A 15,455-nucleotide genomic window follows, 5' to 3' on the forward strand; every position below is an offset into this window, starting at 1 on the left:
TACCCCCGGGGGTATGCGGAACACAGTAGCAGAGATACCTAGGGGGGTATTCAGTGGCAGTCATTTCGGCCACGGTTCCGCATGCATCGGAGGCCCTACTGGCTGGTCAGTCCGTAGGGTGACCATGGACGGGAGACCGTCCACCCCGGATCGACGGAAGGATTCACCATGGCGCAGGAAGTACGGGGCGTGATCGCACCGGGCAAGAACGAACCGGTGCGGATCGAGACGATCGTCGTCCCCGATCCCGGGCCGGGCGAGGCCGTGGTGCAGGTGCAGGCGTGCGGGGTCTGCCACACCGACCTGCACTACAAGCAGGGCGGCATCAACGACGACTTCCCCTTCCTGCTCGGCCATGAGGCCGCCGGTGTGGTGGAGTCGGTCGGCGCGGGCGTCACGGACGTGGCTCCCGGCGATTTCGTCATCCTCAACTGGCGTGCGGTGTGCGGCAATTGCCGGGCCTGCCGACGCGGGCGGCCCTGGTACTGCTTCGCCACGCACAACGCCACCCAGAAGATGACCCTCGCCTCGACCGGCCAGGAGCTCTCGCCCGCCCTCGGCATCGGAGCCTTCGCCGACAAGACGCTCGTCGCCGCCGGGCAGTGCACCAAGGTCGACCCGGCCGCCGCCCCCGCGGTCGCCGGACTGCTGGGCTGCGGCGTGATGGCCGGCATCGGAGCCGCCATCAACACCGGCAACGTGGGCCGGGGCGACAGCGTCGCCGTCATCGGCTGCGGCGGCGTCGGCGACGCGGCCATCGCCGGGTCCCGGCTGGCCGGCGCCGAGAAGATCATCGCCGTGGACATCGACGACCGGAAGCTCACCACCGCCAAGAACATCGGCGCCACCCACACCGTCAACTCCAAGGACACCGACCCGGTCGAGGCGATCCGCGAGCTGACCGGCGGCTTCGGCGCCGACGTCGTCATCGAGGCGGTCGGCCGCCCGGAGACGTACAAGCAGGCCTTCTACGCCCGCGACCTGGCGGGCACGGTCGTCCTCGTCGGCGTACCGACGCCCGAGATGAAACTGGAACTGCCGCTGCTGGACGTCTTCGGCCGCGGTGGCGCGCTCAAGTCGAGTTGGTACGGCGACTGCCTGCCGGACCGTGACTTCCCCATGCTGATCAACCTCTATCTCCAGGGCCGCCTGGATCTGGAGGCGTTCGTCACCGAGACCATCGGACTCGACGAGGTGGAGAAGGCCTTCGAGCGGATGCACGGCGGCGACGTCCTGCGCTCGGTGGTGACGCTCTGATGGCCGCGCGTATCGAACACCTCGTCACCTCGGGGACGTTCTCGCTGGACGGCGGCACCTGGGACGTCGACAACAACGTGTGGATCGTCGGCGACGACCACGAGGTGATCGTCATCGACGCCGCCCACGACGCCGACGCCATCGCCGAGGCGGTCGGCGACCGCAGGCTGTCGGCCATCGTCTGCACCCACGCCCACAACGACCACATCGACGCCGCGCCCGCCCTCGCCGAGCGCACCGGCGCGGCGATCTGGCTCCACCCGGACGACCTGCCGCTGTGGAAGCAGACCCACCCCGACCGCCTGCCCGACCACTGGCTGGCCGACGGCCAGACCATCTCGGCCGCCGGCGCCGACCTGACGGTCCTGCACACCCCCGGCCACGCACCGGGCGCCGTCTGCCTGCACGCCCCCGGCCTCGGCACCGTCTTCACCGGCGACACCCTCTTCGCCGGCGGCCCCGGCGCCACCGGCCGCTCCTACTCCCACTTCCCGACGATCATCGACTCCATCAGGGACAGGCTGCTGACGCTGCCCGGCGACACCGTCGTCCGCACGGGCCACGGCGACACCACGACAATCGGAGCCGAGGCTCCGCATCTGGAGGAGTGGATCGCGCGGGGCCACTGAGTACCGACCGGGGCCGACTGCCGCGAAGGCATGGCAGCCGGCCCCGGTTCACTCGCGACTGCCGCTGGGCAACGCGCCCAGTCAGGGGCGCGGGGAACTGCGCGACAAGCCCCCAACAACCCGCAGTCGTCCCACCACCCAATCGATCGACCTCTTGGACGCAGCCGAAAATCCCGACAGAAGGTGTCCGCCTTCCAGGACACCCTCATGTCATGGACGCCGATACACACGGGAGGTCGGACATGACAAAACCACTGGACGGCAAGGTCGCACTGGTCGCGGGAGCGTCACGCGGCGCGGGCCGGGGGATCGCCGTCGAACTGGGCGCGGCCGGGGCGACGGTCTACGTGACCGGCCGCACCACCCGCGCGCACCGCTCGGAGTACGACCGCCCGGAGACCCTGGAGGACACCGCCGACCTGGTCACGGCGGCGGGCGGACGCGGCATCCCCGTACCCGCCGACCATCTCGAACCGTCACAGGTCCAGGCCCTGGTGGACCGTATCTCGGACGAGCAGGACCACCTCGACGTCCTGGTCAACGACATCTGGGGCGGCGAGAAGCTCTTCGAATGGGACAGCCCGGTCTGGGAGCACGACCTCGACAACGGCCTTCGACTACTGCGACTCGCCGTCGAGACGCACGCCATCACGAGCCACCACGCGCTGCCCCTGCTCCTGCGTCACCCCGGGGGCCTGGTGGTGGAGATGACCGACGGCACGGACGACTACAACCGCCGGAACTACCGGAACTCCTTCTTCTACGACCTGGCCAAGACCTCCGTCCTGCGCATGGCGTTCGCCCTCGGCCACGAACTCGGCCCACGCGGCGCGACCGCCGTCGCCCTCACCCCCGGCTGGCTGCGCTCGGAGATGATGCTCGACAACTTCGGCGTCACCGAGGACAACTGGCGCGACGCCCTCGACCGCGTCCCCCACTTCGCCATCTCCGAGACCCCGCGCTACGTCGGCCGCGCCGTCGCCGCCCTCGCCGCCGACCCCGAGGTCGCCCGCTTCAACGGCGAGTCCCTCTCCAGCGGCGGCCTCGCCCAGGTCTACGGCTTCACCGACCTCGACGGCAGCCGCCCCGACGCCTGGCGCTACCTCGTCGAGGTCCAGGACACGGGAAAGCCGGCGGACACGACGGGCTACCGCTGAACCGGCATCAAGGGCCCGCCTCGCCGGTGACCGCGCCGGTGGCCGTGAGTACCGCGTCGAGCACCCGCTCCACATCCGCTTCCGTCGTACGCCAGTTGCTGAACGCCGCCCGCAGGGCGTGCGTGCCGTCGTAGACGGTCGGTGTCACGAAGGCCTCGCCCGAGGCGGCGATCGCCCGGCCCAGGGCGTGCACGCGTTCCCGTGTGGGCCGTTCGGTGAGGGTGAAGCAGACGACGTTCAACCGGACCGGCGCCGAGAGGGTCAACTCCGGTGCTCGCGCGATGCGTTCGCCGACGGTGCGGGCCAGGGCGACATTGCGCTCGACGATCTCGCGGTGCCCTTCCCGGCCGTATGCCATGAGCGAGAACCAGGCGGGCAGGGCCCGTAGCCGTCGGGAGTTCTCGGGGGTGAGGTGCAGGAAGTCGGGCTCGTCGGTGGGCAGGCCGAGGTACGGGGAGGCGTTGTGGAAGACCCGGACCTGGAGGTCTTGTCGGCGGGTGAACTGGACGGCGGCGTCATAGGGCACGTTCAGCCACTTGTGCAGGTCGACACAGATCGAGTCGGCCGCGTCGAGCCCGTCGATGAGATGCGCGTACGACGGTGACAGCGCGGCGAAGCCGCCGAACGCGGCGTCCACATGGAGCCAGAAGTCGTACCGCTGCTTGAGCGCGGCGACGGCACGCAGGTCGTCGAAGTCGACGGTGTTGACGGTCCCGGCGTTGGCCACGACGATCGCCGGTCGCCCGTCGAGCGCGTCCAGGGCGGTGGCGAGGGCGCCCACGTCGACCGCCTCCCGGTTGCCGGGGAGCGCCGGGACGGTACGCAGCCGGTCGCGGCCGATGCCGAGTACGGACAGCGCCTTGCCGATGCTGGAGTGCGGGGTGCCGGACAGGACGTCGACGGGGCCGAGGGCGGCCCCACCCTGCCGGGACACGTCGATGCCCAGCTGTTCGCCGAGCCACTCGCGGGCGACGGCCAGCCCCACGGTGTTGGAGACGGTCGCCCCGGTCACGAACGCGCCGCTGTGTTCCTCGCCCAGCCCGAACAACTCCCGCAGCCAGCCCAGGGTCTCCCGCTCCAGAGCGGTCGCGGAGGAATCGCCACCACCGGACACGTTCTGGTCGTACGCGCTCGTCAGCCAGTCCCCGGTGACGGCCGCCGGTGTGGCCCCACCGGTGACGAAGCCGAGGTACCGGGGGCCGGCCGAACCCGAGAACCCGGGTGCCCACCGCTCGGCGAACCCGGCCAGCGCGCCTTCCGCTCCGATCCCCTCCAGAGGCAGCGGCGCGGGCTCGGAGCGCCCATCGAGCCGGGCGACGGGCCGCTCCACGATTCCCGCCACCTCCTTGGCGGCGAAGTCACGGGCGATCTGCAGCAACGCGGGAAGCCGGGAGAGGTCGTCGGCGAGTACGGGATGCATGGTTCGGCAGCATAGTCCCACACAGTGAATGCGTGATTGCCATTGTGTGCCTTTTATCGTTCTTCGGGCAACCGCTTCCAAACAATCGAACAAGTTACTCCGGCGTATTGCTCGACGCACTCCTCGACAGAAGCAGCAAAGGAGGACGAAAGCTCTCCCAAAGGTGCGATCCGGACAGTTGAAAAAGTTTCGTTGAGATTTGAACGGGGTCTCGGTTCCTCGCGTATTCGACGGCGTGAGCAGGAATCCCGTTACCGTCACCATCGCGTATCACGTGGTGCCGGGGCGCGAGGCCGACTTCCACTCCTGGGGGTGGGCCGCGCTGCGTACGACCGCGCAGCAGTCGGGCTTTCTGGGGGGAGGCGTACTTGTCGACGGAGAGGCGGAGTGGCATGTGGTCTACCGCTTCGACAGTGAGGATTCGGCCCGGACCTGGGAAAACTCGCTGGCCTGCGCCCAGTGGGCGGCCCGCGCCGAAGGACTCGCCCGGGAGACCGGCCGCCGCAGCGTGACCGGCTCCAAGGCCTGGTTCGACGCCCAGACCGCCCGGGACCCGACGCCGGCCGCCCCGGGGCCGCCCCCGAAATGGAAACTGTGGTTGGTGAATATGAGCGCGGTCTTCCCACCCGTGCTCTTGTTCAACCTGGCGATACTTCCCTATCTCAACGACCTGAATCCGCTTTTCCGCACACTTCTGCTGTGTCTGTCCGTGTCGGCCATCGTCACCTGGATTCTCATGCCGAGACTCCAGAGATTCCTGAAGAAATGGCTGTATCCGCCGCTGCAGGCGCTGCGCGGTCGGCACAAACGGCGGACCGCCTAGGTCCGAGAACGATCAGAGGGGGGTGGGCGGGTGAAGACCCTGCTCATCGACAATTACGACTCGTACACGTACAACCTGTTCCAGCTGATCGCCGAGGTCAACGGCGAGGAGCCGGTGGTGGTACTCAATGACGCCGCGGACGACGACATTCCCCAGCTGCGGGAATTCGACAACGTGGTGGTGTCGCCGGGACCGGGCCACCCATCCGAGCCACGCGACTTCGGCATCGCCGCCCGCGTGATCGCCGAGGCCACGATCCCCGTACTCGGCGTCTGCCTGGGCCACCAGGGCATCGCGGTGGGGGAGCAGGCCGAGGTCGAGCCGGCCCCGTGGCCCCGCCACGGCCACCTGTCGACCGTCCGGCACGACGGCCGCGACCTGTTCCGCGGGCTGCCGCAGAACTTCACCGTCGTCCGCTATCACTCGCTGTCCGTACGCGAGCCGCTGCCGCCGACCCTGGAGCCCACCGCCTGGTCCGAGGAGGGCGTCCTGATGGGCCTGCGCCACTGCGAACGCCCGCTGTGGGGCGTGCAGTTCCACCCGGAGTCGATCCTCACCGACCACGGCCACCGCCTGCTGGTCAACTTCCGCAACCTCACGGCGGAACGGGCCGGCAGCCCACGGAGGAAGAACACCGCGGTCGCCTGCCTCGCCCGTACGAAACACACCGCTACGAAGCACACCGCGCCCACCTCGCTCTCCGGCGCGATCCCCCGCCCCCGGCGGGCGCCCGCCCCGGCCTACCGGCTGCACACCCGCCGTATCGCCGGCGCCGTCGATCCCGAGGCCGTCTTCACCCGCATGTACGCCGACGCGCGGCACGCGTTCTGGCTGGACAGCTCCCGCGTCGAGCCGGGCCTGTCGCGGTTCTCGTTCTTCGGTGACGGCAGCGGCCCGCTCGCGGAGTTCGTCCGCTACGACGTCGACAGCGGCCTCTGCGAGATCGAGCGGGAGGGGCGGCCCACCCGCAAGGTCCAGGCGAGCGTCTTCGACTATCTGAAGCGGCAGCTGGCCAGCCGCAAGGTCGACACGACGGGCCTGCCCTTCGACTTCACCGGCGGCTACGTCGGCTACTTCGGCTACGAACTGAAGGGCGACACCGGCTCCCCGAACCGGCACAAGGCCGAAACCCCGGACGCCTGCTGGCTGTTCGCGGACCGGCTGATCGCCGTGGACCACGAGGAGGGCTTCACCTACGCGGTCTGCCTGGCCGAGGACACCCCGGCGGCGACCCGCGAGGCCGGCGACTGGCTCGACACCGTACTGGCCCAGCTGACCTTCGTCTCCTCGGACGCCACCGTCCCCCTCCGGCCAGGCACGCAGCCCTACCCCCGCGCCGCCGAGCCCTGGCTCGTCCGCGACCGCGCCACCTACCTCGCCGACATCGAGGCCTGCAAGGCGGAACTGAACGCCGGCACGAGCTACGAGGTCTGCCTGACCAACGCGGTCCGGTTACCCGCCCCGTACGACCCGTACGACTTCTACCGGGTGCTGCGCCGGATCAACCCGGCCCCGTACGCAGCCTTCCTCAGGTTCGGCGACCTCGACATCGCGGGCTCGTCCCCCGAGCGCTTCCTGCGGATCACCCGGGACGGCATCGCCGAGGCCAAGCCCATCAAGGGCACCGCGCCCCGGGGCGCCACCCCGGAGGAGGACGACCGGCTGCGCGACGACCTGGCCGCCGACGCCAAGACCCGCGCCGAGAACCTGATGATCGTCGACCTCCTCCGCAACGACCTCGGCCGGGTCTCCCGTACGGGCTCCGTGAAGGTCACGCGCCTCATGGCCACCGAGACGTACGCCACCGTGCACCAGTTGGTCTCCACCGTCGAGGGCACGCTGCGCGAGGGCACCGACGCCGTCGACTGCGTCCGGGCCTGCTTCCCGGGCGGATCGATGACCGGGGCGCCCAAGCTGCGCACGATGGAGATCATCGACTCGCTGGAGACCGAGGCGCGGGGCGTGTACTCCGGGGCGCTCGGCTACCTCGGGTGCGGCGGTGGCGCGGACCTCAACATCGTCATCCGTACCGCCGTGTTCCAGGGCGGCCGTATGCATCTGGGCGCGGGCGGCGCGATCGTCCTCGACTCCGATCCGGCCGCCGAGTACGACGAGATGCTGTTGAAGACCGCGGCGCTGATGCGGGCCCACCGGGAGCACGCCTCCGCCCCGACCGTCACCGAGGAGCCGACGCGATGACGATCACGACGAAGTCCCAGCCGACCCGGCTCCCCGCCGACGCCGGCGCCCCCGGCAACGTCGCGGCCCACCTCGCCGCCCTCGCCGAACGCCGCGGCTGGACCGACCGCCCGGCCTTCCACCAGGGCCACCGGGCCTACTCCCACGGCGAGATCCACGACCTCGCGTCCCGCGCCGCCACGGTCCTGACCGACCACGGAGTACGCCCGGGCGACCGGGTACTGCTGGCCCTGCCGGACTCCATCGCCTGGGTGACCACGTTCCTGGCCGTCGCCCGCCTGGGCGCGGTAGCGGTATTGGTCAACCCCGAACTCACCCCACCCGAACTCCAGTTCATGGAGGGGGACACCGAGGCTGTCTTGTGGGTGACAGGACCGGACTTGGACAATCACTTCCCGGCCCGCACCACCGTGCCCCGTCAGGGGCGCGGGGCTGTGACATATGCGGCTCCGCCGCGTGGGCGCAACCAGCCACATACGACCCGCGGCGTTCCAGCGGCGCGCCTAGGTTCCGACCAACTGATGGCACTGAGTACCACAGCCGCCCCCAAAACCGACGCGCACCCGACAGACGCCCACACCCCTCTCTACATCCAGTACACCTCCGGAACGACAGGCCGCCCCAAGGGAGTCGTCCACGTCCACAGCGACCCCAAGACCTACCACGACCTGATAGGCCGAAGGCTCCTCCGCATCACCCAGGACGACGTCACCCTCTCCGTCTCCCGCCTCTACTTCGCCTACGGCTTCGGCAACGCCTTCGTCTTCCCCCTCTTCTCCGGCTCCAGCGCGGTCCTCACCGACCGCCGCCCCACCCCGGCCGTCGTGGACGAACTCGTCGCCCGCCACCGCGTGACCCTGCTGTACTCGGTGCCGTCGGCGTACGCCGCCCTCGTCGCCGACCGGGCAGGCGGGCACGAGGACTGCTTCGCCTCGGTGCGCGCGGCGGTGTCGGCCGGCGAGGGCATGCCCGCCGGACTCGGCAAGCAGGTCACCGAACTGCTCGGCGCCCCCGTGCTGGAACAGATCGGCTCCACCGAGGCCGGCCACGCGTTCTGCGCCAACAGCTTCGACCACAACCACCCCGGCACGGTCGGCCGCCCCGTACCCGGCTTCGAGGTCGAACTCCGCGACCGCGCGGGCACCCCGGTGCCGGACGGCGAGGCGGGCGAGCTCTGGGTGCGCGGTCCGTCGGTGACGCCCGGCTACCTCAACCGGCCCGAGGAGAGCGAGCGCGCGCTCGTCGGCGGGTGGCTCAACACCCGGGACCGGGCCCGCCGCGAACCGGACGGCACCTACCGGCATCTGGGCCGGGCCGACGACATGGAGATGGTCGGCGGCATCACCGTCTCCCCGCTGGAGGTGGAGGCCCTGCTGCGCACCCACCCGGCGGTCCGGGACGTCGCCGTCGTGGCCGTCACCGACGAGCGCGGCGCCAGCAAACTGCGGGCCTTCGTCATCCCCGTACCCCCCATCGCCGTGGGCCTGGAGGCCGAACTCATCTGTATGGCCCGCGACAAGCTGGCCGCCTTCAAGGTCCCCCGCAGCGTGAGCTTCGTCCCCACGCTGCCGCGCACCGCGACCGGCAAGCTCCGCCGCCACCTCGTCCGCCAAGGAGCGTGGTGAGCCATGGCGGACACCTCCACCCCCGCAGAAAGGTTTGGCCATATGCGTGACCAGCATCAGGCCACCCGTCAGCCCGCACTCGCCGGGCGCGGCTTCTACCTGGGCTCGATGCTCAGGGAGGCCGCCGACCGCCACGGGCCCGTCTTCGTCACCCTGGACCGCCCCCTCGACGTCAACCCGGACCTCGGGACCGACCTCGCCTATCCGGTCCTCGCCGACGTGGTCGACGAACTCTCCGGCCGCCTGTGGGAAGCGGGCGTACGCCCCTCCGAGGAGGTGGTGGTCCACAAGACGGACAACGTCGACATCGTGCTGCTGACCTGCGCGGTCTCCCGTATAGGCGCCGTCCCCGTGCTTCTGTCGCCCGGCCTCGCGGGCCCCGTCGTCGGTCAGCTCCTCGAACGCCTCCACAAGCCCTGGCTGATCACCGACCGGGCCAAACTCGAAGGCCCGCTGAAGGACGTCGAACTCCCCGGCCTCGTACGGCGCACCCTGTCCGTCGACGACGCCCCCGGCGCCGAGCCGCTGCAGAAGTACGCCGGCGCCGTGACCCCGGCCGCCGTGCGCCTTCACCCCTGCGACCCCTCCCTCATCACGCACAGCTCGGGCACCACCGGCCTCCCCAAGCTGGCCGTGCACTGCCCGAACACGATGTGGAACCGGCTCGTCCCGCAGAAGGCGATGGGCTGGCCCACCCGGGGCGAGACCGCCGCCCTGCACATGTCCTTCGTGCACTCGCGCTTCTACCATCTGCTCGGTGTCCTGCTGCACTTCGGCAGCCCGCTGGTCCTCATCACCGATCCCGAACCGGCCAACATCGGCCCGCTGCTGGCCCGCCACCGCCCCGGCATCGTCGAGACCCACCCCAACACCTTCGTCCTGTGGGAGGAGTTGGCGGACGCGCCCGGTGCCCCGCTGTCCCGCGTCCGCTCGTACGGCTCCACCTTCGACGCCATCCACCCGCGTACCGTGCAGCGGTTGCTGGACGCGTCGAGGCGGCGCTCGCCGTGGCTCATCCAGCTGTACGGGCAGAGCGAGACCGGCCCGGTCGCCTTCCAGTGGTTCACGCGCCGCAGCGCCGCCCGCGCCGACGGCCGCAGGGTCGGCATCGGCATCCCGGGCTTCACCCGCGTCCGGGTCGCGGACGAGGACGGCCACCGGGTCCGCCCGGGCGCCCCCGGCCGGATCGAGGCCCGCACCCGGGGCCGTATCCTCACCTACCTCGGCGCCCGTGAGCGCTATCTGCGCCAACTCGGCGGCGGCTGGTGGCAGATGGGCGACATGGGCTACCAGAGCCGCTGGGGCGCCCTCTATCTGATCGACCGTGAGATCGACCAGATCGACTCCGTGCACAGCAACCTGGAGGTCGAGGACACCCTGATGTCCCGCCTGGAGGAGCTGCGCGAGGTCGTCATCGTCCCCGGCGTCGACCGCGAACCCGTCCCCGTGGTGTGCGTACGCGGCGAACGCCCCCTGGACCCGCGGCGCTGGCGGGAGGCCACCGCCGACCTGCCTGCCATGGCGGAGCCCAGACAGTGGCGGTTCGAGGAACTGCCCATGACCTCCACCTGGAAGGTCAAACGGGTCGAGATCACCCGCATGCTGACCGAGAGCGCCCGCACATGACGACTTCGCCCGTCCTCGTCGTGGGCGCCGGCCCCGTGGGCCTCTCGGCGGCCCTCGCCCTGCGCGCCCACGACCTCCCCGTCACGCTGCTCGAAGCCGACCCCGAGGGCCGCGAGCGCCCGGGCAGCCGCGCCCTGTTCGTCCACCGCGAGACCCTGGAACTCCTCGAAGGGATGCGCCCGGGGCTGGCGGCCGAGATAGCCTCGTACGGCCGGACCTGGCAGACCAAGCGGACCCTGTACCGGGGCCGCGAGGTGTACACCCGCACCTTCCCCCCGCCCACCGGCACCCCGCCCTTCACCAGCCTCCGCCAGGTCGACACCGAGCGCTTCCTGCTCGCCGCCTGCCAGGACGCGGGCGTGGAGTTCGTGTGGGACGCCAGGATCACCGGCGTGCACACCGACCCGACCGGAGTGCGGCTCACCGACGAGGACGGCCGTACCTGGACGGGCACCCACGCCGTGGCCGCCGACGGCGCCCGCTCCGCCGTACGGCGCGAACTGGGCATCCCCCTGGAGGGCACCCACGGCGACGGCTTCCACGTCGTCGCGGACATCGCCGACATCCCGGGAGCCGAGCTGCCCCTGGAGCGGGTCTTCCACTATGAGCACCCGGACCTCGGCGGCCGCAGTGTCATGCGCGTGCCGTTCACCGGCGGCTTCCAGGTCGACCTCCAGTGCCGCGACGACGACGCGGCCGAGGAGTACGGCACCGAGGAGGCCGTGCGGCGCTGGCTGCCGAAGGTGGTGGGGGAGGGCTACGGCGAGCGGATCCTGTGGGTGTCCACATACCGCTTCCTGCGCAAGGTCGCCGCCGGCTTCACCGACCAGCACCGCAGGGTGCTGCTCGTCGGCGAGGCGGCCCACCTCTTCCCGCCGTTCGGGGCGCGCGGCATGAACAGCGGTATCGCGGACGCGGCCGCCGCTGCCGAAGCCGTCGCCGACGGCAGGCCCGAAGCGGTCGCTTCCTTCGCCGCGGTCCGGCGCTCGGCGGCCCTGTTCAACAGCGCCGCCGCCGGCACGGCCCTGGACCATCTGCGGCCCCGGCGCCGTATCGTCCGCGTCAAGCAGCGCGCCGCGGCCGCCCTCGCGCCCGTCGTGCCCCGCTGCGGCGCCTGGCTGGAGCACGCGCCGTACGGGCCCCGACACGGGTCCCCGGCCGTCGCGGGCCGCAAGTACTGAAGTCGCGGGCCGCAAGTACTGGAACGGAAAGACCGATGGAGTACGGAGTGACACAACCGGCCATCGCGGAAGGTCTGTCGACCTGGTCGCCCGAGCGCGGCCTGACCCCGAGCTCCGCGCGGAGCGGACGCCTCCTGGTCGCGGACTCGTGGCTGTTGCGTGACGGACGGGTGCGCGGTTTCGACCGGCACCGGGAGCGGTTCCTGCGGGGCTGCGGCGAGTGCGGAGCACCGCCCCTGGAACAGGTCGTGGAGTTCTGGAAGGACATGGCGGCCGCGCTGCCGCGTACGGGGGAGTGGTTCCCCCGCGTGGAACTCGCTGCGGGATCACTGGAGTTGAGGCTGCGGCTCCGGCACGCGCCGGCCCGCACCGCGGATGTACGGGTCTGGGCGGCCGGCCAGCCGGACACGCGTACCGTGCCCCGCCGCAAGGGCCCTGACCTGGACGCCCTGGCCCGGGTGCGGGGACGGGCGTCCGGCACCGGCGCCGACGAGGCCGTACTGATCGCACCCTCGGGACTGGTCCTGGAGGCCGCCAACTCCAGCCTCGTGTGGTGGGAGGACGAGACGCTCTGCACGCCGCCGCCCCGCCTCCCCATCCTCGCCGGCGTCACCATGGCACTCGTCCAGGAGCGGGCCGCGAACATCGGCGTCCGCGTCGCCCACCGCGAGCGCTCCATGGCCGAGCTGGACGGCCGTGAGGTGTGGCTCGTCAACGCCCTGCACGGGATCCGCCCGGTCGCCGCCTGGACCGGGCGCCCGATGACCGCCGGTCCGGCCGTCCACGCTCCGGAATGGCGGGAATGGCTGGAAGGCCTGATGGAGCCGCTCCCCGACAACTGAGAAATAGACACACGGATACAGATACAGATAAGCGCCGGGCCGCATTCGATACGGCCCGGCGCAATTCGGCGTTCCTGAATCAGGGGAATTCGTTCCCGAAGGTTCCGGAAGGATTCCGGTCTACTTCTGGGCGGGCTGATAGGCGCCCGGAACCATCCGTGTCGCGATCGCGATCCGGTTGTACGCGTTGATCACGGTGGCCGCCCAGATCAGCGCCGCGACCTGCTCGTCGTCGAAGACCTCCGCGGCCGCCGCGTAGACGTCGTCCGGCACATGTCCGTCCTGGTGGACCAGGGTCACCGCCTCGGTCAGCGCCAGCGCGGCGCGCTCGCGGGCGGTGAAGAAGGGCGTCTCCCGCCAGGCGTTCAGCGCGTAGATCCGCTGCTCGGTCTCGCCCTGGGCACGGGCGTCCTTGGTGTGCATGTCCAGGCAGAACGCGCAGCCGTTGATCTGCGACGCGCGAATGCGGACCAGTTCGAGGATCTCCGGCTCGACCTTCGCGTCCCGCGCCGCGGAAACGGCGGCGGCGTGCAGGGAGCCCATCGCGCCGGACACATCGGGGGTGATTTTCTTGAGGGCCACGCGAGTTATGGAATCGCTGTTGCTCATGGGGAGAACTCTATATCCGTAATTCTCGCCGTGTAACTGTTTCGTCTCAGCGCGAGCAACGCCACAACCGCCCTGCCCCGCCGTGTGTCTACCGACGCAGAGCAATCAACGTGTGTGAGAGGGAAGGACCGCCATGGGGGACATAGGCAGAAGAGGCGCTGTAGCGCTCACGATCACCGGCCTGCTGACACCGCTCACGCTGGCGCTGGGCACCGCGCCCGCGCAGGCGGCGAGCTGTACGACGTCGACAGGGCCGTACCAGAAGCAGGTGGAGAAGTTCCTCGGCCGTCCGGTCGACGGCAAGCAGTCGGCCGCCGACTGCAAGGCGATCAAGGCCTTCCAGACCAAGCACGGCATCACACCGAACATCGGATACGCGGGTTCCGTCACTTGGGGCGTGATGGACCTGATGAACAAGCAGAAGGCCGTGGGCAAGAACCCCAACAAGGCCGGCAAGTGCCCGACCAACAAGGGCCGGATCGCCTGCGTCGACCTCACCCTCCAGCTGAGCTGGATCCAGGACGGCAAGAAGCTCGTCTACGGACCCGTGCCGGTCCGTACCGGCCGGAACGGCTACGAGACCCGCACCGGCCTGAAGAAGATCTACTGGCGGAACATCGACCACGTCTCGTCCATCTACCACGTGCCCATGCCCTACAGCCAGTTCTTCGACGGCGGCCAGGCCTTCCACTCCGTCGGCGTCAGCATGTGGAACCCGCCCGGCTCCCACGGCTGCGTCAACATGACGAAGACCGATGCCAAGAAGTACTGGTCGCTGCTGAAGAAGGGCGACGACGTCTACGTGTACGGCCGTAAGCCGGGCACCTGACACGTATCCAGGAGCCCGGCCCGTCACCGGTGGTGAAACGTCACGCCTCGGGCGCGTCCCCGAAGTCCGGGATCTCCAGCCGTCCCCCACCCTGCCGCGCGGACTCGTGCGCGAGGATGCCCGGCAGGGTGTAGCGGGCCGCCACCCACGCGTTCACCGACGGCAGGGTCCGCGTGTTGACGGCGGTCACGAAGTCGTCCACCAGGAAGTGGTGGCTGCCCTCGTGACCGTTGTGCAGATTGTCGAACTCCCGCGGCAGCCGCGACCGGTCGTGCACCGGCGCCGAACCGGAGGTGAAGGCGGCCCGCAGATCCGGCGCGATGTGCTGGAGGGACGGGTCGTCGGGGGACAAGGTGGGCTTGGGCTCAAGCAGTTCGCTGATGTCCTTGACCCCCTTCTTGTCCTGCCAGAACGCCACCGTGGCCAACTGCTCCATGCTCGCGTCCGTCCCGAAGAACCGGAAACGCGACTCCCGGATGTGCGACGGATAGCCCACCCGCCGGAACTCGTTCGTACGGAACGAACCGCCGCCCGCCACCTCGAACAGCGCGGTCGCGTTGGAGAAGTCGTTGCCGAACTGGCTGACCTCCTTGTCGAACACCCCGTCCCCGCGCCCGTCGACCACCCCGATCGCCGACACACTCACCGCGTGCGTCTGCCAGGCCCCGAGCACCCCGCCCACCGAGTGCGTCGGGTACAGCAGCGGCGGATAGCTCGCGGTCGCCTTCCAGTTCTCGCCGCCGCTGTACTGGTACGCCTCGTAGAACCCCAGATCCATGTCGTGGACGTAGTCGCCCTCGGCGTAGAAGAGCCGCCCGAAGGCGCCCTCGGCGATCTGGTTGCGGGCGTGCACGGTCGCCGGGTTGTACTGGCTGGTCTCACCCATCATGTACGTCAGCCCGGTCGCCCGGACCGCGTCGATGATCGCCGCTATCTCCTCCGCGGTGATCGCCATGGGGACCGCGGAGTACACGTGCTTGCCGGCGCCCAGTCCCTGGAGCACCAGCGGTCCGTGCGTCCAGCGCTGGGTGAAGATCGCGACGGCGTCCACCGCCTTCGACTCCAGCATCGCCTCGTACGAGGGGAAGGTGCCGGCCAGGCCCTGCGCGGCGGCCAGCTGCTCCGCGCGTTCCGGCAGCAGATCGGTGACGTAGACGTCGCCGACGCCGGGGTGGGCCTGGAACAGCGTGGCGAACTGGCCGGAGAACTGGCCGGCGCCGACGATGCCGAGGGAGAACGTCATGTAAGAGGTGTCCTT

The 15,455-nt window shown here is 70.3% G+C and carries 13 protein-coding genes; 10 read left to right on the top strand and 3 right to left on the bottom strand.

All coding sequences use genetic code 11. The features are described from left to right. Positions 1-168 precede the first annotated feature (168 nt). From F3T56_RS27650 to F3T56_RS27660, 3 genes are all read left to right on the top strand, one after another. The gene (locus F3T56_RS27650; protein WP_149828077.1) at positions 169-1,257 is read left to right on the top strand and encodes an S-(hydroxymethyl)mycothiol dehydrogenase; all 1,089 of its coding nucleotides are present in this window, start codon (positions 169-171) and stop codon (positions 1,255-1,257) included. Further along, positions 1,257-1,886 (top strand): MBL fold metallo-hydrolase, encoded by a 630-nt coding sequence (locus F3T56_RS27655; RefSeq protein ID WP_149828078.1) that lies wholly within the window; start codon positions 1,257-1,259, stop codon positions 1,884-1,886. The genes F3T56_RS27650 and F3T56_RS27655 overlap by 1 nt, the downstream gene beginning before the upstream one ends. A gap of 242 nt (positions 1,887-2,128) precedes the next feature. Beyond that, on the top strand, positions 2,129-3,043 hold the full coding sequence (locus F3T56_RS27660) for an SDR family oxidoreductase (protein ID WP_149828079.1): 915 nt from the start codon (positions 2,129-2,131) through the stop codon (positions 3,041-3,043). 7 nt (positions 3,044-3,050) lie between these two features. Here F3T56_RS27660 and F3T56_RS27665 read toward each other — a convergent pair whose 3' ends face one another. Then, on the bottom strand, positions 3,051-4,463 hold the full coding sequence (locus F3T56_RS27665) for a pyridoxal phosphate-dependent decarboxylase family protein (protein ID WP_149828080.1): 1,413 nt from the start codon (positions 4,461-4,463) through the stop codon (positions 3,051-3,053). A gap of 199 nt (positions 4,464-4,662) precedes the next feature. Between F3T56_RS27665 and F3T56_RS27670 the strand changes: the two genes are divergently transcribed. The 6 genes from F3T56_RS27670 to F3T56_RS27695 are packed head-to-tail and all read left to right on the top strand — an operon-like array spanning position 4,663 to position 12,759. After that, positions 4,663-5,286 (top strand): antibiotic biosynthesis monooxygenase, encoded by a 624-nt coding sequence (locus F3T56_RS27670; RefSeq protein WP_149828081.1) that lies wholly within the window; start codon positions 4,663-4,665, stop codon positions 5,284-5,286. 30 nt (positions 5,287-5,316) lie between these two features. After that, entirely contained in the window at positions 5,317-7,485 is a 2,169-nt protein-coding gene (gene pabB, locus F3T56_RS27675; RefSeq protein ID WP_149828082.1) for an aminodeoxychorismate synthase component I, read from the top strand. Further along, positions 7,482-9,110, top strand: a complete 1,629-nt coding sequence (locus F3T56_RS27680; RefSeq protein WP_149828083.1) for a benzoate-CoA ligase family protein — start codon at positions 7,482-7,484, stop codon at positions 9,108-9,110. Before pabB ends, F3T56_RS27680 begins: the two co-directional genes overlap by 4 nt. A gap of 42 nt (positions 9,111-9,152) precedes the next feature. Further along, complete coding sequence (locus F3T56_RS27685) at positions 9,153-10,736, top strand: class I adenylate-forming enzyme family protein (RefSeq protein WP_246203926.1); 1,584 nt, start codon at positions 9,153-9,155, stop codon at positions 10,734-10,736. Continuing rightward, positions 10,733-11,917: an FAD-dependent monooxygenase gene (locus F3T56_RS27690; protein ID WP_149828085.1), complete on the top strand. Its 1,185-nt coding sequence runs from the start codon at positions 10,733-10,735 to the stop codon at positions 11,915-11,917. Before F3T56_RS27685 ends, F3T56_RS27690 begins: the two co-directional genes overlap by 4 nt. A gap of 47 nt (positions 11,918-11,964) precedes the next feature. Beyond that, on the top strand, positions 11,965-12,759 hold the full coding sequence (locus tag F3T56_RS27695) for an aminotransferase class IV (RefSeq protein ID WP_149828086.1): 795 nt from the start codon (positions 11,965-11,967) through the stop codon (positions 12,757-12,759). A 120-nt stretch (positions 12,760-12,879) separates the two neighbouring features. Here F3T56_RS27695 and F3T56_RS27700 read toward each other — a convergent pair whose 3' ends face one another. Beyond that, the gene (locus tag F3T56_RS27700) at positions 12,880-13,368 is read right to left on the bottom strand and encodes a carboxymuconolactone decarboxylase family protein (RefSeq protein WP_149828087.1); all 489 of its coding nucleotides are present in this window, start codon (positions 13,366-13,368) and stop codon (positions 12,880-12,882) included. Positions 13,369-13,501: 133 nt separating this feature from the next. On the opposite strand from F3T56_RS27700, the gene F3T56_RS27705 reads away from it, so the two are divergent. Next, a complete protein-coding gene (locus F3T56_RS27705; RefSeq protein ID WP_149828088.1) occupies positions 13,502-14,197 on the top strand; it encodes a L,D-transpeptidase family protein in 696 nt (231 codons plus the stop codon). Positions 14,198-14,237: 40 nt separating this feature from the next. Here F3T56_RS27705 and F3T56_RS27710 read toward each other — a convergent pair whose 3' ends face one another. Beyond that, complete coding sequence (locus tag F3T56_RS27710) at positions 14,238-15,440, bottom strand: Gfo/Idh/MocA family protein (protein ID WP_149828089.1); 1,203 nt, start codon at positions 15,438-15,440, stop codon at positions 14,238-14,240. Positions 15,441-15,455 lie beyond the last annotated feature (15 nt).

Origin of the sequence: Streptomyces tailanensis (assembly GCF_008386495.1) — a bacterium.
Classification (GTDB): Bacteria; Actinomycetota; Actinomycetes; order Streptomycetales; family Streptomycetaceae; genus Streptomyces; species Streptomyces tailanensis.